The following is a 21,989-nucleotide window of genomic DNA, read 5'->3' as shown; positions in this document are numbered from 1 at the left end:
GTCAAAAGCTGTAGTATATTATATGAAATACACTATTCTAGAAAAAGCATATTCTCCAGGAGATTTCAGAAAAAGAGGACATAAGCTAATAGATGAACTGGCCGATCATTTGGATCGGACCCTCCATGAAAAATCGGAAAAGGTCATCGAGTGGAATCCGCCCGAAAAGGAACAAATCTTTTGGAAGGATTTTCTAAAAAATGGGGACGCGGAACAGTTCTTCCCAGAAGTATTGAAACATACGATCCATCTGCACCATCCCAGGTATATGGGACATCAGGCAAGTCCAACCGCACCCCTTACCGCCTTATCGAGTATGGTGAGCGCGCTATTCAACAATGGGATGGCCGTTTACGAAATGGGAATGGCCCCTACCATGATCGAGGAAGCCGTCACCGGCTTTCTGTGCGAAAAAGTGGGCTACGGGCCTAATGCCAACGGGTTTCTAACCTCTGGTGGCACCTTGGCCAATCTCACAGCCTTGCTTGCCGCGCGCCGGGCAACCGCCTCCTATGATGTGTGGAACAAAGGCAACGGCAAAGCCTTGGGTATCATGGTCAGCGAGGAGGCCCACTACTGTGTGGACCGGGCAGCCAAGATTATGGGACTTGGAGAACAAGGGGTCATCAAAATTCCGACTACGGAAGATTTCAAAATGGATACCACCTTACTGGAAACCTACTACGAACGTGCAAGCAAAAATGGTATTGAAGTATTCGCCGTCGTGGGCAGTGCCCCAAGTACAGCAACCGGTATCCACGACGATTTGGAAGTGCTCGGGAATTTTAGTAAAAAGCATAAGCTCTGGTTCCATGTGGATGGAGCTCACGGTGGGGCCGCCATTTTTTCACCAAAATACCGTCATACCCTAAAAGGTGTCGAAATGGGGGATTCCATCGTCATAGACGGCCACAAAATGATGATGATGCCCATGATTACCACCGCCCTCCTGTTCAAGGAGGGTGTAAACTCCTATGCCACCTTTAGCCAAAAAGCCGATTATCTACTGGGGCAAACACAACAGGACTGGTTCAATTCGGGCAAACGTACCTTTGAGTGCACCAAGACCATGATGTCCATGAACTGGTACCTGTTGCTCAAAAGCTATGGTGAAGAACTCTTTGATGCCTACGTGACCACCCTATATGATCTAGGGCACCAGTTTGGAGGGCTCATCAATGAGGATGCCCAGTTTGAGCTGGCGGTAAACCCTATGTCCAATATCGTATGTTTTCGCTATATCGAACCTGGTAAGGACAATACTACCTTGGATCGGTGCAATGAGGCCGTTCGGCAAGCCCTTTTGGAAGAGGGGGAATTCTACATTGTGCAGACCAAACTAAGGCAAAGGCACTACCTGAGGGTAACGCTCATGAATCCCTTTACCACGACCACCCATCTTCAACAATTGTTGTCCAAAATAAAGGAGAAGGCTAGCGAATGGACTCCATAATAACCTCCTCGCTTTCTTTTCTCGAAAAATTGAGGGCGCATTCGATTAAGGCAAGATGTGAATAGGCCTGGGGAAAATTCCCGAGCAAACGTTTGGTCTTAAAATCGATATCCTCACTGAAAAGGCCCAAATGATTGCTATAGCTCAACAATTTATCAAAATGGCGCATGGCCTTTTCTTCCTCCCCGATCTTGAAGAGGCTGTTGATGAACCAGAACGTGCAAATGGTAAAGGAAGAGGAGGGCAATCCAAAATCGTCCTCATTTTTATAGCGGTACAATAGGCCATCATTGCAGAGGTTGTCCTCTATGGCCCGTACGGTGCTTACAAACTTGGGGTCTTTGGCATGGATAAAACCATAGGATTCCATTAACAGTACCGAAGCGTCCAAATGTGCCGAACCGTACGACTGGGTAAAGGCGTTTACCTCCGTGTTCCAAGAATGCTTAAGAATGTCCTCCTTGATTTCCTGTTCCAGTTTGGTCCATTTTTCGATCTTACGGGTCTTTCTGAAAATTCTTGCAATCTTTACGGCCCGGTCAATGGCCACCCAACAGAGCACTTTTGAAAAGGTAAAATGCCGATCTTCGGCCCGAAATTCCCATATACCCTTATCGGCCTCCTGCCAATGCTTGGCTACGATCCATACGATGCCCTTGGTAAGGCCCCAAAGTTCCTCCCCATTTTCAACGTCCGTACTAAACTTTGCCAATTGCTCATAGATGACGTCCATTAGGATGCCATAAATGTCGTTTTGCCGTTGTTGATAGGCGGCATTACCGATCCGCACCGGTTTGGAGCCCTTATAACCCGAAAGGTGGTCCAGGGTTTCCTCGGTCAGCGTCTTCTCCTTGTTGATGCCGTACATGATCTGGAGCTTCTCATCCTTGTCGGGAATCAAATCGATGATAAATTGCAAATACCTTTTGGCTACATTTTTGTGTCCCAGTTCGGAGATGACCTTGATGACCATGGAGGCATCGCGTATCCAGCAAAAGCGATAGTCCCAGTTGCGCACCTCTCCGATAGTCTCGGGCAAGGAAGTGGTAGCCGCGGCCAGAACGGCACCCGTCTTATTGTAGCTCAATAGCTTTAAGGTTACGGCACTTCTACTGATCTGGGCGTTATATTTTTTGTAGTTGGGCGTCTTACTGCTCCAATTCAGCCAATACACTTTGGTACGTTCCAATTCCAGATACATTTTACGGGTGGTGGGCAAAAATATTTTTTCATTGTAGCCCAACAGAAAAAACCCGTCCTTTTTAAGCTCTATATCCCGCCCTTCTACCACGGCATTTTTATTGAACGAGGTATACAAAAAAACTGTATCGAATTTTTCCGCATGGGTAAGGCTTACCACAAAATTTCGCTTAACAAAGGTTTCGGTCTTCCCCAGTGCGTATTCCAGCTTGGGATCATAGTGCGCCTTAAAAACAGGCCTTCCGCTGATATGCTTCACGTAACGCACAATTTCCGGAGGGGCGTTGTACCCACCGCCTTCCTTGTGGTACCTAGGCATAAAATCATGTAGTTCGAAGGTGTTCTCCCCATCCGAAAACCGGGTAATAAGGACTGCTGTGTGTTTTTTATAGCGTTGTTTAACCGTATAGCCATCTCCCACCTGTATCTCAAAACTCCCCCCTATTTTCTCATCCAGTATTTTGGCAAAGACAGAAGAGGAATCAAATTCGGGCAAGCAACACCAATCCAAGGAACCCATTTCGGAAATCAATGCTGCACTCCTACAATTTCCGATGATTCCGTAATTTAAATTGTCCATATTTTAAATAATCTTAAAAACGCTTTTGTTTAATAGGTTTTGCTGTCCTTTTTGTCGAAATTTAGGAAAATTTCAATCGCCACCCTCCAAAATCAGTGAATTTATGGGCAAAACTATCATAATCTCAAATAGACTACCCGTACAATTGCAAATTCACAAGGGTTCCATTACCGCGGTGCCCAGTGTAGGTGGATTGGCCACTGGGATGAAGTCCGTACACTCTGGGGGCGACAGCCTCTGGATCGGGTGGAGCGGACTCACGGAAGAGGAAATCCCACAAGAACTTGAATCCGATATTGATAAGGCGCTGCAACAGCACGACTGCGCCAAGGTGAAACTGAGTTCCGAGGAAGTAGACGGATTCTATTTTGGTTTCAGCAACCGCACCATCTGGCCGCTTTTCCATTACTTTTTGGAATATTCGGAGTTTACGCTGGATAACTGGACAACCTACCAGGAGGTGAATCAAAAGTTTGCCGACACCATTCTGGAAAAGGCGGGAGCAGAGGATACCATATGGATCCATGATTACCAATTGATGCTGGTACCGCAAATGGTGAAGAAACAGCGCCCCAATACCTCCATAGGTTTCTTTTTACATATCCCCTTCCCTTCTTATGAGATTTTTAGGACCCTTCCTTGGCGGGAGGAAGTGCTACAGGGGCTCCTGGGGTCGGACCTCATTGGTTTTCACACCTATGATTACGAAAGGCATTTTCTGAGCTCCGTGCGCAGACTCCTGGACTTGGAAGTGAGCTTCAACGATATTTATCTGGACAACAGGGTCATTAAGGTAGATTCGTTTCCCATGGGCATCGATTACAAAAAATTTAGCGAGGCTGCCAAGGAGCACGCCAAACGGACAGCCGCCCAACAATCAGAACTACAGCGTAGACTAAATACCCATAAAGAGTCGACCCCAGATGCCAAATTCCTGCTTTCCATAGACCGATTGGATTACAGTAAGGGTATCGCCAAACGCCTCAACGCCTTTGAATATTTCCTCAACAAATATCCGCAGTACAAGGAAAAGGTACGTCTAATCATCCTGGCCGTACCCTCTAGATCTAACGTGCCTCAATACCAATTGCTCAAAAAGGAGATCGATGAACTGGTGGGTCGCATCAATGGGGAGCTGGCAACCGTTAGCTGGACCCCGATCTGGTATTTTTACCGCTCCATGCCCTTTGAAAATCTCATCGATCTATATACTTCCTGCGATATTGCCTGGCTGACCCCTATCCGTGACGGAATGAACCTGGTCGCCAAGGAGTACGTAGCTACCCGTACCGATAAGACCGGGGTATTGATTCTAAGTGAAATGGCAGGTTCGGCCAACGAAATGAACGAATCGCTATTGATCAACCCCAACAATTTTGAGCAGATTGCCGATACCTTGTACGAAGCTATCAATATGCCTATCCAAGAGCAAAAGGAGCGCAACGAACAGCTCCAAAAACGCCTGGAGCGCTATAATGTGGAAAAATGGGCAAATGACTTCATGACTTCCCTAGAACGGCAGAAACATCTGGATGCGGCGAATATTTCCAGGCGCCTCACCGAAAATTTGATTACCTCTGTAGTATCGGATTATACCAAAGCAAAAAAAAGATTGTTGTTTCTGGATTACGACGGTACCTTGGCCGGGTTTCATACCGACCCCCAAAAAGCTTCCCCAGATGTTGCACTTTACCAACTTCTGGACAGAATAAAAGCACAAAAAAATACAGACCTCTATCTGATAAGCGGTCGGGACAAGGACACCTTTAAACGCTGGTTCATGAAAAAGGAATACAATATGATCGTGGAACACGGGGTTTGGATCTCCAAGAAGGGCGGGGAATTTGACCTTTTGGAAAAAGTGAAAAACGATTGGATGGAAAAAATAAGACCCGTGCTGGAATCCTTTGTGGATAGGACGCCGGGGTCTTTTGTGGAGGAAAAAAATTACTCCCTGGCCTGGCATTATAGGAATACCGATCCCGATTTCGGCAACAAAAGGGCCACGGAATTGACCACAGTGCTTACCAGTCTTATCGCCAACGACAACCTCAGCGTGCTTTCGGGAAACAAGGTGTTGGAAATAAAGAACAGCGGAGTGAACAAGGGCCGTGCGGCCATGCGCGTGCTGGTCGAGGACGATTACGATTTTGTATTTGCCATGGGCGATGACTGGACAGACGAATTTATGTTTCAGGAACTGCCCGAGACTGCCATCACCGTAAAGGTGGGCAGGCAAAAAACACAGGCCAAATATTACGTAGAAAACACAAAAAGGGTCAGAGAACTGTTGGAACGCTTTAAATAACGAACGGATGAAAAATTTACTCGGGCTGGTATGCCTCTTTTTTAGTATGCAACTTCTTGCACAGCAAGGTCCGGAAACCATTGTACAACAACAACTGGATGCCTACAACGCCCGCGATATTGATGCCTTTATGGCTACGTATACAGAAGACATAAAGCTGTACAATTTTCCAAACGAATTGCGCTCCGAAGGACAGGAGACCATGAGACAATCCTACGCAGACTTCTTTGAGGCCACGCCCGATCTGCACTGCGAAATAAAGAACCGGATCTTTATAGGCAATACCGTAATCGATGAGGAATACCTTACTGTAAACGGGAAGCATTTTAGTGCAGTGGCCATCTATGAGGTGGAGAACGGAAAAATTGCCAAGGTCACCTTTCTTCGGTAGCAGCTCTTGAAACCAAAACCACATATCCTTCCTACCATTGTGCTGGCCCAATTTGCATGTACGGCTACCTGGTTCGCTGGCAATGCCATCATTGATGAACTGGCCTCAAAGACCGGTTTGGGCCCGGAAATCATCGGGCATGTCATATCGGCTGTACAGTTTGGTTTTATCACCGGTACCCTGGTCTTTGCTTTGCTGATGATCGCCGATCGCTATTCGCCCTCCAAAGTGTTTTTTGTTAGCGCCCTGTTGGCCTCACTGTGCAATTTTGCACTGCTCTTGGACGCTATTTCAACAACGACCCTGCTCATGGCCCGCTTTGGTACCGGCTTTTTCCTGGCAGGAATCTATCCTGTGGGGATGAAAATTGCTTCGGACTATTACCAAAAGGGATTGGGCAAGGCACTGGGCTTTTTGATCGGTGCCCTGGTCCTCGGTGCTGCTTTCCCCTATTTTATAGCAGGTCTTGAATGGGGAACGGACCATATCACCGTGATACGATTAACCTCCTTGCTTGCCCTTGGCGGCGGTCTGGCCATGCTTCTATGGGTACCCAACGGACCTTACAAAAAACCGAGTCCGCCCTTACAACTAAGTTCGGGACCCATGCTCTTTAAGCTTGTGGGTTTCAGAAAAGCGGCATTTGGTTATTTTGGCCATATGTGGGAACTCTACGCTTTTTGGGCTTTTATCCCGGTTGCCTTGGAGACCTTTATGGCCCAGCAGGAGATACCGTTTTCCGTCCCTTGGTGGACCTTCATTATCATTGGCTTGGGCGGGTTTTCCTGTATTCTGGGTGGCTATGGGTCCGTACGCTATGGGAGCAAAAAGGTGGCCTTGTTTTCCCTGGCCGTTTCCGGGGCACTGTGCTTTCTCTCGCCCCTCTTGTTCCACTTGCCCAGTGTTCTTTTTCTAGCCCTATGGTGCCTATGGGGCATGGCCGTGGTAGCCGATTCGCCCCAGTTCTCGTCTTTGGCGGCCATGGCGGTACCGGAACATCTAAAAGGAACGGCCCTTACACTCATGAACTGCATTGGGTTTGCCATCAGCATCGTAAGTATCCAGTTGCTCTCCTTCCTACTGGACAAACTGGAAGTACCGCTTCTTTTTTTGATTTTGGGAGTCGGACCTGTACTTGGTTTTTTAAGTCTTTCAAAGAAAGCCTCTTAACATTTTTTTAGGAAATAATACTCCCATATAAACGTACATTGGTGCGACTAAAAAAATCAACGATGAGACAGCTTGTTCCCACCCTTCTACTACTATTTTTTACCACCTTGTTATCCGCTCAGACCGATTCCCGCATATACGATATCATCGAAGCGGTGTCGGCGGATCGTATTGAAAAAGATGTTACCACCCTGGCCAATTTTGGTACGCGCCACACCTTAAGCGATACGCTTTCCACTACACGGGGCATCGGGGCGGCCAGACGTTGGATCAAGAGCGAATTTGAAAAGACTTCCGCCACCTGTGATGGCTGTTTGGACGTATTTTATCAAAAAGACTTGGTAAAACAGGGGGCCAATCAACGCATCGTCAAGGATGTTTGGGTAGTGAACGTGGTAGCCATTCAAAAGGGCACCAAATACCCCAATCGGTTTATTATCATGAGTGGCGATATTGACTCAAGGGTAAGTGATCCCACCGATTTTACCTCCGATTCTCCCGGGGCCAACGACAATGCCAGCGGCATGGCCGGTACTTTGGAGGCTGCCAGGGTGCTTTCCAAATACCAATTTGAGAATAGCATCATTTATGTGGGGCTATCGGGTGAGGAACAAGGCCTTTTCGGAGGAAAAGGGTTGGCGGCCTATGCCAAGGAAAAAGGCTGGGACATCATCGGCATTATAAACAATGACATGATCGGCAATATCACCGGGGTAGATGGGGTGGTCAGCAATCGTGATTTCAGGATTTTTTCCGAACCCGTACCTCCTACCGAAACCGAGGACCAACGTAGGGCCAGACGCTTCTTTGGTGGTGAAGTGGATGGTATTTCACGGCAATTGGCACGTTATGTGCACAAGACTACAAAAACATATATGCCAGAGATGAATCCCACACTGATCTATCGCCTAGATCGTTTTGGCAGAGGTGGGCATCACCGCCCCTTCAACGATGCCGGTTATGCAGGTATTCGGATTATGGAGTCACATGAAAACTATACACAACAACATCAGGATATCCGTACGGAAAACGGCATTGCTTACGGTGATGTTTTGGAACACGTAAATTTTGAATATGCCAAGAAACTTACGGCGGTCAATGCGATCAACCTCGCATCCATTGCCTGGGCCCCTCCAACTCCAGTGGAAGTAAAAATTGGGGGCATTGTAGAACCTTCGGCCAAATTCCAATGGACCAAGGTAGATGGGGCCGTTGGCTACAAGATCTATTGGCGGGATACCACTTCACCTACCTGGGATCACAGTAGAAAAGTGGGCGATGTTACCGAATATACCCTGGAGGGCATTGTCATAGATAATTTCTTCTTTGGGGTGGCGGCCGTAGGAAAGGATGGGCATGAGAGTATGGTGGTCTTTCCCAATGGCATTTTTAGGGATTGACCATAAACAATAAAATATGCGACTCGTAAAGAACTTACTACTTCTGGTGCTCCTGGTAACGGTTTCCTGTTGGAACGGAAGCGGAAAAAAAGAGGGTTACTTGGCCAAGGTCTATGAACCGGCCGCCCTAGGAGAAGGAGAACTTGTACGGTATGAAAACTTTACATCGGTCTACATAGGTTCGCGTAACGTGGAAGTGTACCTTCCCGTGGGATACGATGCCAACTCCAACGAAAAATACAAGGTGCTCTATATGCACGATGGCCAAAATGTCTTTAGCCCAAAAACTTCCTATACAGGCATAGATTGGGGTGTAGACGAGACCCTGGACAGTTTGATAAGGCGTGGAGCAGTAAACAAAACCATCGTCGTAGCCCCCTGGAACGGACAGGCCAAACGCTTTTCGGAGTACATGCCCAAAGCTCCCGCCGCATTCACCGAAAGTGATGAAATAAGGAAGGCCCTAAAAGAAAATACCGGCTTTGATACGCTCTATTCGGACGAATACCTCAAATTTCTGGTGGAGGAGCTAAAACCTTTTATCGATAAAACCTATAACGTTTCCCCGGCCAGGGAGGACACGATCATTATGGGCTCTTCCATGGGCGGACTCATCTCCCTATACGCTATTTGCAGCTATCCCGAGGTGTTCGGAGCTGCTGGTTGTGTCTCCACCCATTGGCCCGTGCCTATATTGGGAGAACTGTACATCGGTACGCTACCGGAAAGCCTACCCTCTCCCGACCATCACAAAATCTATTTCGATTTTGGAACCGAAGGTTTTGATGCGCAATACGAGCCTTTTCAAACCCAGGTGGACACCATGATGATCAACAAGGGATACATCAAGGGTGAAAACTGGAAAACGCTTAAATTTGAAGGCGCTGGCCACAACGAAAGGAGCTGGAACGATCGGGTGCATATTCCGCTCGAATTCCTGCTGAACTAAATACGAAAACATGAAAAAAGTACTTTTATTTCTTGTCTTTTGCCTCCCATTGAGTTACGTGGTGGCACAATCCAATACGTTCACGGAACAGGATACCTTAAGGGGGAGCATTACTCCGGAGAGGGCCTGGTGGGACTTAAACTATTACCATTTGGATATTGAAGTAAAACCGGATGAGAAGTTTATCTCCGGAACCAATACCGTCAGGTACCAGGTACTGGAGGAAAAGGAGGTATTGCAGCTCGACCTGCAACCGCCCATGAAAATAGAAAAAGTCACACAGGACGGACAGGAACTCTCGGTCGAATCCAAGGGGAATGCACATTTTATCCGTCTTGTAAAACCACAGAAGAAAGGCGATTTCAATGAACTTACGGTGCACTATTCCGGTAAACCGAAGGAGGCCGTCCGTGCACCCTGGGATGGTGGATTCTCTTGGAAAAAAGACAACAACGGAAAGCATTTTGTGGCCACTTCCTGCCAGGAACTGGGGGCCAGCGTATGGTGGCCCAATAAAGACCATATGTACGATGAGGTGGATAGCATGGCCATTAGCGTTGAAGTGCCCAAGGATCTGATGAACATTTCCAATGGCCGACTCAAAAAGGTGGAAGAACATGAACATACCAAGACCTATCATTGGTTTGTAAAAAACCCCATCAACAATTATGGAGTGAATGTAAATATCGGTGATTACGTATATTTTGGTGAAAAATACGAAGGGGAAAAGGGTGTCCTGGATCTGGATTATTACGTGTTGAGGGACCACTTGGAGAAAGCCAAGGTACACTTTACGGATGCACCTAAAATGATGCAGGCCTTTGAACATTGGTTTGGACCCTATCCCTTTTATGAGGACAGTTTTAAATTGGTAGAAGTACCCTATTTGGGAATGGAACACCAGAGCTCCGTCACCTATGGCAATGAATACAAAAAGGGATATCTGGGCCATGATCTTTCCCAAACGGGATGGGGCTTAAAATTTGATTTTATCATCGTTCATGAAGGTGGCCATGAATGGTTTGCCAATAATATTACCTATAAGGACATTGCGGACATGTGGATCCACGAAGGCTTTACCGCCTATTCTGAAAACCTCTTCCTGGACTATCACTATGGCAAAGAAGCTTCCGCGGCCTATGTCATAGGCACCAGGGCCAATATCAAGAATGATATTCCCATGATAGGCGTCTACGATGTAAACAAAAAAGGATCGGGAGATATGTACTATAAAGGGGCCAACATCCTCCATACGCTGCGGCACCTCATCGAGGATGATGAAAAATGGCGAAGCATCCTCAGGGGGCTCAATAGTGAATTTTACCATCGTACCGTGACCACCCAGGAAATCGAAAACTATTTGAGCGAACATACCGAAAAAGACCTATCCGCCTTTTTTAACCAGTATTTACGAAGCACACGCATCCCAGTGCTGGAATATAGCGTAACGGGCGACCAGCTTAAATATCGTTACACCAATATCGTGGAGGATTTTGATATGCCGATCCGCATTTATGTGAACGAGAAGGAGAAATGGCTCTTTCCCGGTAAGGACTGGGTCACCGAAGACCTGGCCGGCGATGCGACCGATTTTACATTCGATGAAAATTTCTATATAGAAACGAAGAAAGTGCAATGAAGCTCTATTTTCCTCAATGGCAAGGTGCCGGCACCGGTGAGGACATTCAAGCGGGAGCGGAAGCACTTTTGCAGTATTTGGGGGCCTCGGGATTTGAACGCGTTGAGCTTTCAAAGATTCCTGCCGGGGAAGCTGGGAAAAAGCGGCATTGCATCAACAACTACGAGGCCTTGCACGAACAGTTGCTGAGGCTCAAGACTAAAATTAGCGAAGAACAGCCCGCTACATTACAAACCATTGGAGGGGATTGCGGATTGGAAATCGTGCCCGTCTCCTACCTCAATAACAGGTATTCCAGACTGGGTGTGGTTTGGTTCGATGCACATGCCGACATCAATAGGCCCTGTGATTCAGCCAGCTGCAATTTCCATGGCATGCCGCTAAGAACCCTTTTGGGCGAAGGGGAACCCGATATGGATTCCCTCTTGTTTTCCACCCTGACACCCCGTCAAATTCATTATGTGGGCTTGCGCGATGTAGATCCGGCAGAACAGCAGCGCATTGCCGAGGGGCAAATTTATGCCCCTACCCGTCCCGATGCCGAAGCCTTGGTACAAACCTTGCACAGGAAAAACATCGAGGAAGTCTACATCCACTTTGATTTTGATTGTTTGGACCCATTGGACTACGACAAAACGTACTATCAGGTACCCAGGGGGGTACGAGTGAACGAGGCAGAGACCTGTATCAAAGCCCTGCAAAGCAATTTTAGAATTGTCGGAACCAGTGTACTAGAGTCGGTTACAACGAAGGTTGAAGAATTGGGACCCATAAAAAACATTCTTAAACTTCTGATGGAATGAGAGCAGTAGTTTACGAAAAATTCCAAGGGCCGTTACGGATTCAAAAGGTTCCCGACCCCAGCCCCAACGAAAATGGCGTTGTCCTCAAAGTAGGTGCCACCGGTCTGTGCCGAAGTGATTGGCATGGCTGGATGGGTCATGATCCGGACATTGTACTGCCCCATGTGCCCGGGCACGAATTGGCGGGGACCATAGCGGCCATCGGAAAAAACGTCAAAAATTTCAAAATCGGAGATCGGGTTACCGTTCCCTTTGTCTGTGGATGTGGTAGCTGCGAAATGTGTACTTCTGGCAACCATCAGGTATGCCATCAGCAATCCCAGCCAGGTTTTACCCATTGGGGCTCCTTTGCAGAATACGTGGCCTTGGATTATGCCGATACCAATCTGGTGAAACTTCCTGAGGAAATCAGTGATATTACCGCTGCCACTCTGGGGTGCCGGTTCATCACTTCCTTTAGGGCCGTTGTAGCGCAGGGTAAGGTAGCCCCGGACCAGTATGTGGCCGTGCATGGATGTGGCGGCGTGGGATTATCGGCGATTATGATCGCCAAAGCCTACGGTGCAAAAGTAATCGCTATAGATATCAACGAGGACACCTTGTCCCTCGCAACCGAACTAGGGGCCATGGCAACAGTGAATGCCTCCAACAGCCAGGATGTGGTGTCACAGGTAAGGGAGCTTACCCAAGGGGGTGCACATGTCTCTTTGGATGCCTTGGGCAGTGCTACCACTTGCTTCAATTCCATTGCCAATCTCAGAAAAAGGGGCAAGCATATTCAGGTAGGGCTCATGACCGGCAATCACCAACATCCCAAAATTCCAATGGACAGGGTCATTGCGGACGAATTGGAGCTTATAGGGAGTCATGGCATGCAGGCCCATAAGTATCCTGAAATGTTGGAGATGATCCGTACGGGAAAACTACAGCCGCACAAACTCGTGGAACGCAGGATCAGCCTGGAGGAATCCCTGGGTGCGCTCGCCGATATGGATAAGTTCAAGAATAAGGGTATTTTAGTAATCAATTCATTCTAGATGCCATGACCGACAAGCCAGAGCTGTATTTTAAGAACGATTCGGAATGGCGTGGTTGGTTGCAGGAAAACCACGCCTCTTCCAAGGGCGTATATCTTATCTTCTACCAAGTGGGGCATGAAAAAGAAAGTATGCGCTGGGAGGAAGCGGTTCGTGTGGCCCTCTGTTTTGGATGGATAGACAGCACGGTAAAGAGTTTGGGCGAGGGCAGAAGACGACAATATTTTTGTCCGCGCAAGACCAAAAGTGTCTGGAGCAAACTCAACAAGACCTATATCAAAGAGTTGTCCGCCAAGGGATTGATGCACCAAAGTGGCCTGGCCAAAATCAAGGCCGCCAAAAAAGACGGCTCATGGACCACACTGGACGCCGTGGAGAACGGAACGGTCCCGGATGATCTGCAAAAGGCTTTTGATGCCAATCCAGAGGCCTATGCCAACTACCAGGCATTCGCACCCGGATACCGTAAGAGTTATCTCTATTGGCTCAACCAGGCCAAACGGGAAGAGACCCGTAAAAAAAGGATCAGGGAAATCATCGTGCTCTGTAGAAAAAACATAAAATCCAAATACACGCGTTAGCTGCATTTTCATTAACATCGCTTTAAGAATTTTCCCCCTATAAATCCTTATTTTCGAAAGGACTAAACCAATCCTCATGAAGAACATACTATTACTTTCTTGTTTGGGCCTATTATCCATTCAGCTTGCTCAAAGTCAAGAAGATAAAGCGACAAAAAAGGAAGCCGAAAAATGGGACGTCTCCGATCCCAAGGGCGGATTCAACTATCAGGAACATCGTTTTAACACGGACGAGGGCACCTGGATGAATTTGGATGTAAGTCCTGATGGCCAGACCGTTATCTTTGATCTGCTCGGCGATATTTACAGCATGCCTATTTCCGGTGGCTCAGCTACTCCCCTACGCACAGGAATCCCCTTTGAAGTGCAACCGCGTTTTAGTCCCGATGGAAAAAAGATAGCCTTTACCAGCGATGCCGGTGGTGGCGATAACATTTGGGTGATGAATACCGATGGCTCCGAAGCAAAACAGCTTACCGAGGAAAAGTTCAGATTGCTCAACAATGCCGTGTGGACCCCGGATGGAAATTACCTCATCGCCAGGAAGCATTTTACGTCCCGACGATCACTGGGGGCCGGGGAGATGTGGCAGTACCATATAGCCGGGGGCACCGGGCTACAGCTGACCAAAAGAAAAAATGATCAACAGGATGTAAACGAACCCAACCTTTCACCCGATGGCCGATATCTGTACTACAGTGAAGACATGTACCCAGGAGGTTCCTTTCAATACAACAAGAATCCCAACCAACAGATTTACGAGATCAAACGGTATGATTTTGAAACCGGCAAGACCACAAGGGTCACTGGTGGTCCTGGCGGAGCGGCGAGGCCTCAGGTTTCCCCGGACGGTAAAAAACTGGCCTTTGTAAAACGCATCCGAACCAAAACGGTACTCTATCTGCACGACCTGGAAACCGGGGAGGAATGGCCGCTCTACGATACCCTTAACAAGGACCAACAAGAGGCCTGGGCCATCTTCGGGGTATATCCCAACTTCAGTTGGATGCCCAACAATGAGGAAATTGTCTTCTGGTCGGCCGGAAAAATTCACCGCATCAATATTGCCACACTTGCCGTGACCCCAATCCCCTTTTCAGTGGACGCCAAGGTTAAAATCGCCGAAACCGTGCATTTTGATGCGCCCGTAGCAGCAGAAACCTTCAACGCCAAAGTGATACGGCAGGCCACCACTTCCCCAGATGGAAGAACCGTGGTGTTCAGTGCATTGGGGAAACTCTGGAGCAAGCGCTTGCCCAATGGTACGCCCAAAAGATTGACGAAGTCGAGCGACTTTGAATTTGAGCCTGCATTTTCTCCAGATGGTAAAAATCTGGTGTATGTGGGTTGGAACGATGGGGATCTGGGCGCCATATATCAAATCCCTACCAATGGAGGTACACCTACTAAGCTGAGTACAACAAAGGGAATATACAGAACCCCTACTTATGATCCCACTGGACAACGGATTACCTACCGCAAGGAAAACGGCAATAGCGACCAAGGCCTGAGTTTTGTTAAAAACCCTGGCATTTATACCATGGACGCTTCCGGCAAGAACATCAAAAAGATTACGGATGAAGGGGCCTATCCCATCTTCGCCAAGGACGGAAACCGTATTTTTTATCAGACCGGGGGCACGTATTTTGGAAGCCTTACCAAAAGCCTGCACTCGGTAAACCTCAACGGTAAGGACAAAAAAACCCATGTGAAATTGAAGCACGCCAACCGTTTGGTCCCTAGTCCGGATAACCAATGGGTTGCGTTTTCGCATCTGCATAAAGCCTATATTGCCCCCTTGGTGCTGAACGGCAAGGAAATTGATCTGGACAACAAATCCAAATCCGTACCGGTCTCCCAACTGTCAAAGGACGCCGGCATCAACCTGCATTGGTCCAAGGATAGCAAAAAGGTATTCTGGACGCTGGGCGAAGAATATTTTGCCAGGGACATCAAAGACCGTTATACCTTTTTACCCGGTTCTCCTGAAAAGGTGGCAAAACCGGACAGCACCGGAATCAAAATCAATTTACAGGCCAAAAGCCATGTGCCCGAGGGCAGCATAGCCTTTGTGAATGCCCGCATCATCACCATGGAGGGAGACACTGTTATCGAGGACGGAACCATTTTGGTAAATGGGAACCGCATTGAAAAAATTGGTAAATCCGCGGATATTGTAGTGCCGGCCAAGGCCAAGGTGTATGATGTAAGCGGCAAGACCATTATGCCCGGCATCGTGGATGCCCATGCGCATTTGGGCGCCTTTCGCTACGGATTGACCACACAAAAACATTGGCCATTATATGCCAATCTGGCCTTCGGGGTGACTACGGCCCATGATCCTTCTGCCAATACGGAAACCGTATTCTCGCTCTCCGAGCTGGTGAAATCGGGCGATATAATAGGTCCCCGCATCTATTCCACCGGTTTTATCCTCTATGGTGCCGATGGCGATTTTAAGGCGGTAGTGAACAATCTGGAGGATGCTCGGTCCGCCATAAGGCGTACCAAAGCCTTTGGGGCAACGGCGGTAAAAAGCTATAATCAACCCAGGCGCGACCAGCGGCAGCAGGTAATGCAGGCGGCACGGGAACTGGGCATCAACGTGGTCCCTGAAGGTGGTTCTACTTTTTATCACAATATGAGTATGATTATGGACGGACATACCGGTATTGAACACAACATCCCTGTGGCGCCGGTCTACAAGGATGTGGAGGAATTGTGGAAGACCAGCAACTCGGGTTACACCCCTACCCTCATCGTCAATTACGGGGGTATGAACGGAGAATACTATTTCTATCAAAAGGACAAGGTGTGGGAGAATGAAAAATTGCTGAAATATACCCCAAGGGCACTTGTGGACGCCCGGGCGCGTCACCGTACCATGGTTCCCGACGAGGAATACGAAAACGGGCATATTCTGGTCTCCAAAACCACCACGGCCTTGGCAAACGCAGGGGTAAAGGTGAATCTGGGCGCCCATGGGCAGTTACAGGGCCTTGGGGCGCACTGGGAACTGTGGTTGCTGCATCAAGGGGGCATGACCAATATGCAGGCGCTAAGGGCCGCTACCCTAAACGGTGCCGAGTACATCGGTGCAGGAGCGGAAATAGGTTCACTTAAGGAGGGAAAATTGGCCGATCTTATTGTCCTGGAGGCCAATCCCCTGGACGATATCCGAAATACGGAAACCGTGAAGTACACCATGGTCAACGGAAGGCTTTTTGATACCGATACCATGAACGAAATTGGGAACGCCCCGCAGGAGCGGACGCAATTTTGGTGGGAGAACAACAAATACAATGCAGCCTTTCCCTGGCACGAGGAGGCAAAGAGCTTTACCCGGCCAGGCTGCGGATGTCATTTGGGGCATAACTAAAGATTGAACAAATGATTCGGAATTGTGCATATCTGTTATTACTGCTGGGAATGTTAGGATGCACACCCAAGGAAAAGTTACATTATGATATCGTGATTTCCGGTGCCCAGGTGCTCAACTTTGATTCGGGCGACTTTATCTCTGCAACCGTTTTTATCCAAGAGGGTTCAATTGCAAAACTATCAGAAGACCCCCAGGAGGGATCCTATACTGCCGATACTGAGATTGACGGTAGCGGGAAATTCCTGCTGCCCGGGTTTTGGGACAACCATGTACATTTTAGGGGCGGGGATAGCTTAATCCCGGCAAACAAAAACTTTCTAAAGCTCTTTATCGCCAATGGTATTACCACGGTACGCGATGCGGGGGGAGATCTGGCCCTTCCCGTTTTAGAGTGGAAGAAAAAGATTGCGGACGGGCAATTGGTTGGCCCCACCATCTTTACTGCAGGACCAAAAATAGACGGCCCCAACCCAACTTGGGCAGGCAGCTTGGAAGTAGCGAGCGAGGCCGAGGTAGTTCAGGCCTTGGATTCCCTGGTGCAATTGGGTGTCGATTTCGTTAAACTATACGATAGCCGCATTGCGGGCGAATACCATACCAAGGCCATCCGCGAGGCCAAAAGTCGCGGGTTCGCGGTATCGGGGCATGCCTCCTTTGAAGTTCCTCTCAACGAGACAGTAGCTGCCGGTATCGATGCCGTGGAGCATTTGTACGATATTCTAAAGGCCTGTTCCCATAAGGAGCGGGAAGTTGTGCAACAACTGCGGAACAAAGAACTCGGCTTTTGGGAAGCCATGCCGGTATTACTGGAAAGTTATAGTGACAGTACGGCCCAAAACACCTTTGACCTACTACGGCAGGAAAACGTCTTTGTGGTCCCCACCCTGCATATTGGGGAAACCCTAAGTTATTTGGACGAAGTAGACCACAGTAAGGACCCTTATCTAAAATACATGGGCAAGGGAATCGAGGCTACCTATCAGGGCAGGATCCAAAGGGCACTTCAGGCCTCGGAAGCGACAAGAACGAACCGAAAACAGCTGGACCGGTTTTTTAGGCAGCTGGCCAAATCGCTTCAGGAAGCGGAGGTGAAATTATTGGCAGGTTCGGATAGTGGTGCCTACAATTCCTATACCTATCCCGGGATATCGCTCCATAAGGAACTGGAAGCGATGGTCGCTGTGGGCATACCCCCATTGGAAGTGCTAAAGACCTCGGCCTATCACGGGGCACAATTCTTACAACAAGACGATGAGTACGGGAGTATAGCTCTTGGGAAAGTCGCAGATCTGGTACTCCTGGATGCCAATCCGCTGGAGGATATAACACATACACAAGACATTCATACGGTCATCAAAGGAAGTAGGGTATTCAATACCGCTGCACTGCAGCAGCTTCTGGAAGATGCCCTACAAAATCCATCACCATGAAAAAAATAGTAATTGCGCTTTGGGCCTTTACGCTTACGGCCTGTAACCAAGCGCAGGAGAAAACATCAAACACGGAAGCGGAAGGTACGGACGGTACGGTCATTACCAATGTAAACATTGTGGATGTCCGCAATGGTACAATCCTGGAAAACCGACAGCTCGTTGTGGAAAACGGGAAAATTACAAAAATCTCCGAAAGCCTGGATAATGCGGACGATTATGGAACAACCATTGACGGTACCGGAAAATATGCGGTCCCAGGCCTGGCCGAAATGCACGCCCATATCCCCTCCTCTTCCACGAGTCGGGAGCGTATAGAGGAGACCCTATTTCTCTACCTGTCCAACGGCGTTACCACGATCCGGGGCATGTTGGGACACCCTTCCCATCTGGAATTGCGGAAGCAAGCTGAGAATGGGGAAGTTCTAAGTCCTAGAATCTTCACCTCGAGCCCTTCCCTGAACGGCAATTCGGTCACCAGTGTGGAAGAAGCCATCAGCAAGGTTACCGCCTATAAAAATGACGGATATGATTTCCTTAAAATACATCCGGGCATCCAACGTGCGGTTTTTGACCAGTTGGTGGCCACGGCAAACGAAGTTGGGATTACCTTTTCGGGCCATGTCCCCGTGGATGTGGGCATCAGACACGCCCTGGAAAGTAAATTTGCCTCGGTAGACCATGTAGATGGCTATTTGGAGGGCCTGGTTCCTGAATCGGCGAGTGTGGACCCCACGGCCAACGGCTTTTTTGGCTATGCCTTTACCCCGCTGGCCGATGTATCCCAAATGGATGAGCTGGTAGCCCTATCCAAAACACACGAAGTTTGGATCGTTCCCACCCAGAGTCTTTTTGAACGCTGGTTTGCCCCAACCACTGCAGATGAAATGCTTTCGTCCCCGGAAATGAAATATATGCCCGCAAGTACCCTGGCCAATTGGCGACAACGCAAGGAACAGGCCACCGGGGCCAATTCCGGTTTTGATGTGGCCCAATGGGAACAGTTTATCGGTATTCGCAGGCAATTGATGAAAAAACTACAGGACAATGGCCATGGGATGCTTTTAGGGTCGGACGCGCCCCAGCTTTTTAATGTGCCCGGCTTTTCAATCCATCATGAAATTGATGGTATGGTGAAGGCAGGTCTAAGCCCACTGGAGATTCTGCAGTCCGGCACCATCAACCCGGCCAAATTCTTTGGTATGGAGGGTGCTTTTGGGGAAATTAAGGCCGGTGCCGCTGCTGATCTTTTGGTGGTCAATGCCAATCCCTTGGAAAATATCGGGGCCCTTAAACAAGTTTCGGGGGTCATGGTACAGGGGAAATGGCTTTCCAAGGCCGAAATAGATGCGCGCTTGGCGAAGATTGCCGAAAATGCGGTCAACAACTAAAAATCCATCCAAGAAACAACACGATTATGAAAAGAACAGATTTTATCAAAAGAATGGCCCTGTTGACCGCTGGTACAACCATGCTACCCGAACTTTCATTTGCCCAGGGGCTAGGAACGGGCAGCCCCCCTACGCTTGCAAAAATTGGCGTACAACTTTTTTCGGTCCCCTTGGCCCTCGAGCAGGATTTTGAAGGTACCATCGCCATGTTGGCCCAAATGGGTTTTAAGGAAATTGAACTTTTTGGTCCCTATCCGTACAGTGCGGACTCGGCCAAAGCAGGGTGGCAGGCCATTACCCCCCAGTTGGGTTTTAGCGGGAGTGGTTATTTTGGCCAATCGGAAGACAAGGTAAAAGCGATATTCAAGGAGCACGGCCTAAGCATTCCCGCTGCACATACCGATCTGGACACTTTGGAAACCGCCATGGAAGGACTGGGCAAAGCGGGAGAGGTCTTAGGGTTCGATTATGTGGTCTTACCTGCCATTCCCCCGGAACGCCGAAAAACAGTGGACGATTATAAAAAAATGGCCGATACCTTCAATAAAATTGGCAAGCAGGCCAAGGAGGTGGGCCTAAAGTTCGCCTATCACAATCATGGCTATGGGTTGAGCGAGGTGGAGGGAGAATTGCCTCTACACCATATATTGGATGGAACAGATCCGGAATTGGTGTTTCTTGAAATGGACCTTTTTTGGACCTTTGCCGGTAATGCCGATCCCATTACCTACCTGGAAAAATACAGCGGGCGTTACCACTTGATGCACGTAAAGGATATGAGCGAAAAGAAAACCTTTTCCGGCGATGGCGGAGATCCCAGTCAATGGATCGAGTTGTTCCCGCACATGACCTCCGCAGGCGATGGGGTCATAGACCTGCAAAAGATCATTCCTATCGCTAAGAAAAATGGGGTCACCCACTTTTTCGTGGAGCAGGATATGGTAAAAAATCCGGAAGTAGCCTTAAAAAGGAGTTTTGATTATTTATCCGGAATTTGAGCGCAATATGAAAAACCTCATAGTAGCGACCTTTTTCTTTTTTGGTTTTTACGGCATTTCACAGACCCTGTTAAAACCGGATCGGGTATTTGATGGTACCGAAATGCATGAAAATTGGGCCGTACTGGTACAAGGCAATATCATTGCCCAGGTAGGGCCCGAGGACCGCATGGCCATCCCAAAAAAAACAAAAATCATTGAGCTTGCGGGTACTACCTTGCTGCCAGGGCTTATCGAAGGACATTCGCATTTGTTGCTGCACCCCTATAACGAAACTTCGTGGAACGATCAGGTGTTAAAGGAATCTCCAGTGGAAAGGTCCATCCGAGGTGTGGTCCATGCCAAAAATTCGCTGATGGCCGGGATTACTACGATGCGCGACCTAGGGTCCGAGGGTGCTGGGTATAGCGATGTATACCTCAAAAAATCTATTGATGCCGGCATTGTTCCAGGTCCGCGTTTGCTGGTCGCCGGACCGGCCATTGTGGCCACGGGCGCCTATGGCCCCAAAGGGTTTCACGATGGGGTTACTGTTCCCCTGGGAGCGGAGGCGGCAAGTGGAAACGAAGTGGTTAAAACCGTACGGCGGCAGTTGGGCAATGGGGCAGATTTCATTAAGATCTATGCCGATTACCGTTGGCGCAGCGGAGAAGCCTCAAATCCCACCTTTTCGCTCCAGGAAATCCAATTGATGAACGAAACGGCCAAAAGTGCGGGCCGGTATATTGTGGCTCATGCCAGCACGCCGGAGGGAATGCGTAGAGCTATCCTTGGAGGTGCCGAAACCATTGAACATGGCGATCATGGCACCTTGGAGGTTTTTCAGTTGATGAAGGAAAAAGGGGTGGCCCTATGCCCTACCCTTGCCGCAGGCGATGCCGTTTCACAATACAACGGTTGGCAAAAGGGAAGAGATCCCGAGCCAGATCGTATCGTACAAAAAAGAGCCTCCTTTAAATTGGCATTGCAGGCGGGGGTAACCATCGCCTTTGGTGGCGACGTGGGCGTATTCTCCCATGGGGATAACGTACGGGAGCTCCAAATGATGGTTGATTACGGTATGGAACCCTTGGCCGTATTGCAGGCCGCTACCTCGGTAAATGCACAGGTATTTCACCAGGATGCCCTGGGGAAACTGGAAAAGGGTTTTCTGGCCGATATCATTGCCGTGGAAGGGAATCCGACAATGGATATTTCAAAAATGCGCGCCGTACAATTTGTGATGAAGGACGGTAGGGTATACAAACAGCCCTGAGCGGATTTTTCGGTGGTCCGAC

Annotated in this window: 16 protein-coding genes; 15 read left to right on the top strand and 1 reads right to left on the bottom strand. The window is 48.6% G+C overall.

From position 1 onward, the window contains the following. The first annotated feature begins 22 nt into the window (after positions 1-22). Positions 23-1,453, top strand: coding sequence for a pyridoxal phosphate-dependent decarboxylase family protein (locus ACRD67_RS14625; RefSeq protein ID WP_430967952.1), 1,431 nt, complete (start codon positions 23-25; stop codon positions 1,451-1,453). Here the strand turns inward: ACRD67_RS14625 and ACRD67_RS14620 are convergent. Beyond that, a complete protein-coding gene (locus tag ACRD67_RS14620; RefSeq protein WP_430967951.1) occupies positions 1,434-3,233 on the bottom strand; it encodes a glycoside hydrolase family 15 protein in 1,800 nt (599 codons plus the stop codon). The genes ACRD67_RS14625 and ACRD67_RS14620 overlap by 20 nt on opposite strands. 103 nt (positions 3,234-3,336) lie before the next feature. On the opposite strand from ACRD67_RS14620, the gene ACRD67_RS14615 reads away from it, so the two are divergent. The 14 genes from ACRD67_RS14615 (at position 3,337) to ACRD67_RS14550 (ending at position 21,967) form a co-directional block, all read left to right on the top strand. Then, entirely contained in the window at positions 3,337-5,541 is a 2,205-nt protein-coding gene (locus ACRD67_RS14615; RefSeq protein WP_430967950.1) for a bifunctional alpha,alpha-trehalose-phosphate synthase (UDP-forming)/trehalose-phosphatase, read from the top strand. A gap of 7 nt (positions 5,542-5,548) precedes the next feature. Next, on the top strand, positions 5,549-5,932 hold the full coding sequence (locus ACRD67_RS14610) for a nuclear transport factor 2 family protein (RefSeq protein ID WP_430967949.1): 384 nt from the start codon (positions 5,549-5,551) through the stop codon (positions 5,930-5,932). 6 nt (positions 5,933-5,938) lie between these two features. Beyond that, positions 5,939-7,102, top strand: a complete 1,164-nt coding sequence (locus tag ACRD67_RS14605; RefSeq protein ID WP_430967948.1) for an MFS transporter — start codon at positions 5,939-5,941, stop codon at positions 7,100-7,102. Between the two features lie 62 nt (positions 7,103-7,164). Next, positions 7,165-8,502 carry a M28 family peptidase gene (locus tag ACRD67_RS14600; protein WP_430967947.1) on the top strand — a complete coding sequence of 446 codons (1,338 nt, stop codon included), beginning with the start codon at positions 7,165-7,167 and terminating at the stop codon, positions 8,500-8,502. A gap of 16 nt (positions 8,503-8,518) precedes the next feature. Then, positions 8,519-9,451 (top strand): alpha/beta hydrolase, encoded by a 933-nt coding sequence (locus ACRD67_RS14595; RefSeq protein ID WP_430967946.1) that lies wholly within the window; start codon positions 8,519-8,521, stop codon positions 9,449-9,451. Positions 9,452-9,461: 10 nt separating this feature from the next. Further along, positions 9,462-11,090 carry a M1 family metallopeptidase gene (locus ACRD67_RS14590; protein WP_430967945.1) on the top strand — a complete coding sequence of 543 codons (1,629 nt, stop codon included), beginning with the start codon at positions 9,462-9,464 and terminating at the stop codon, positions 11,088-11,090. Next, positions 11,087-11,893, top strand: coding sequence for an arginase family protein (locus tag ACRD67_RS14585; RefSeq protein WP_430967944.1), 807 nt, complete (start codon positions 11,087-11,089; stop codon positions 11,891-11,893). Before ACRD67_RS14590 ends, ACRD67_RS14585 begins: the two co-directional genes overlap by 4 nt. Further along, positions 11,890-12,930: a zinc-dependent alcohol dehydrogenase family protein gene (locus ACRD67_RS14580; protein WP_430967943.1), complete on the top strand. Its 1,041-nt coding sequence runs from the start codon at positions 11,890-11,892 to the stop codon at positions 12,928-12,930. Before ACRD67_RS14585 ends, ACRD67_RS14580 begins: the two co-directional genes overlap by 4 nt. 5 nt (positions 12,931-12,935) lie before the next feature. Continuing rightward, positions 12,936-13,511 (top strand): YdeI/OmpD-associated family protein, encoded by a 576-nt coding sequence (locus tag ACRD67_RS14575; RefSeq protein ID WP_430967942.1) that lies wholly within the window; start codon positions 12,936-12,938, stop codon positions 13,509-13,511. Between the two features lie 76 nt (positions 13,512-13,587). After that, positions 13,588-16,890, top strand: a complete 3,303-nt coding sequence (locus ACRD67_RS14570; protein ID WP_430967941.1) for an amidohydrolase family protein — start codon at positions 13,588-13,590, stop codon at positions 16,888-16,890. Positions 16,891-16,901: 11 nt separating this feature from the next. Beyond that, positions 16,902-18,323: an amidohydrolase family protein gene (locus tag ACRD67_RS14565; RefSeq protein WP_430967940.1), complete on the top strand. Its 1,422-nt coding sequence runs from the start codon at positions 16,902-16,904 to the stop codon at positions 18,321-18,323. Next, the gene (locus ACRD67_RS14560; RefSeq protein WP_430967939.1) at positions 18,320-19,714 is read left to right on the top strand and encodes an amidohydrolase family protein; all 1,395 of its coding nucleotides are present in this window, start codon (positions 18,320-18,322) and stop codon (positions 19,712-19,714) included. The genes ACRD67_RS14565 and ACRD67_RS14560 overlap by 4 nt, the downstream gene beginning before the upstream one ends. Positions 19,715-19,740: 26 nt before the next feature. Further along, on the top strand, positions 19,741-20,712 hold the full coding sequence (locus tag ACRD67_RS14555; protein WP_430967938.1) for a sugar phosphate isomerase/epimerase family protein: 972 nt from the start codon (positions 19,741-19,743) through the stop codon (positions 20,710-20,712). Between the two features lie 7 nt (positions 20,713-20,719). After that, positions 20,720-21,967 carry an amidohydrolase family protein gene (locus tag ACRD67_RS14550; RefSeq protein WP_430967937.1) on the top strand — a complete coding sequence of 416 codons (1,248 nt, stop codon included), beginning with the start codon at positions 20,720-20,722 and terminating at the stop codon, positions 21,965-21,967. The last annotated feature ends 22 nt before the right edge of the window (positions 21,968-21,989 follow it).

This window comes from Eudoraea algarum (assembly GCF_050589645.1).
Lineage (GTDB): Bacteria > Bacteroidota > Bacteroidia > Flavobacteriales > Flavobacteriaceae > JBNGOQ01.
Note: the sequence above shows the minus strand (reverse complement) of the source record. Positions and strands in the feature narration are given on the sequence as shown.

What these genes read in the sequence shown, in the direction of transcription:
- ACRD67_RS14625 (WP_430967952.1), top strand. Translation starts at nt 23, where the DNA reads ATGAAATACACTATTCTAGAAAAAGCATATTCTCCAGGAGATTTCAGA.
- ACRD67_RS14620 (WP_430967951.1), bottom strand. Translation starts at nt 3,233, where the DNA reads ATGGACAATTTAAATTACGGAATCATCGGAAATTGTAGGAGTGCAGCA.
- ACRD67_RS14615 (WP_430967950.1), top strand. Translation starts at nt 3,337, where the DNA reads ATGGGCAAAACTATCATAATCTCAAATAGACTACCCGTACAATTGCAA.
- ACRD67_RS14610 (WP_430967949.1), top strand. Translation starts at nt 5,549, where the DNA reads ATGAAAAATTTACTCGGGCTGGTATGCCTCTTTTTTAGTATGCAACTT.
- ACRD67_RS14600 (WP_430967947.1), top strand. Translation starts at nt 7,165, where the DNA reads ATGAGACAGCTTGTTCCCACCCTTCTACTACTATTTTTTACCACCTTG.
- ACRD67_RS14595 (WP_430967946.1), top strand. Translation starts at nt 8,519, where the DNA reads ATGCGACTCGTAAAGAACTTACTACTTCTGGTGCTCCTGGTAACGGTT.
- ACRD67_RS14590 (WP_430967945.1), top strand. Translation starts at nt 9,462, where the DNA reads ATGAAAAAAGTACTTTTATTTCTTGTCTTTTGCCTCCCATTGAGTTAC.
- ACRD67_RS14585 (WP_430967944.1), top strand. Translation starts at nt 11,087, where the DNA reads ATGAAGCTCTATTTTCCTCAATGGCAAGGTGCCGGCACCGGTGAGGAC.
- ACRD67_RS14580 (WP_430967943.1), top strand. Translation starts at nt 11,890, where the DNA reads ATGAGAGCAGTAGTTTACGAAAAATTCCAAGGGCCGTTACGGATTCAA.
- ACRD67_RS14575 (WP_430967942.1), top strand. Translation starts at nt 12,936, where the DNA reads ATGACCGACAAGCCAGAGCTGTATTTTAAGAACGATTCGGAATGGCGT.
- ACRD67_RS14570 (WP_430967941.1), top strand. Translation starts at nt 13,588, where the DNA reads ATGAAGAACATACTATTACTTTCTTGTTTGGGCCTATTATCCATTCAG.
- ACRD67_RS14565 (WP_430967940.1), top strand. Translation starts at nt 16,902, where the DNA reads ATGATTCGGAATTGTGCATATCTGTTATTACTGCTGGGAATGTTAGGA.
- ACRD67_RS14560 (WP_430967939.1), top strand. Translation starts at nt 18,320, where the DNA reads ATGAAAAAAATAGTAATTGCGCTTTGGGCCTTTACGCTTACGGCCTGT.
- ACRD67_RS14555 (WP_430967938.1), top strand. Translation starts at nt 19,741, where the DNA reads ATGAAAAGAACAGATTTTATCAAAAGAATGGCCCTGTTGACCGCTGGT.
- ACRD67_RS14550 (WP_430967937.1), top strand. Translation starts at nt 20,720, where the DNA reads ATGAAAAACCTCATAGTAGCGACCTTTTTCTTTTTTGGTTTTTACGGC.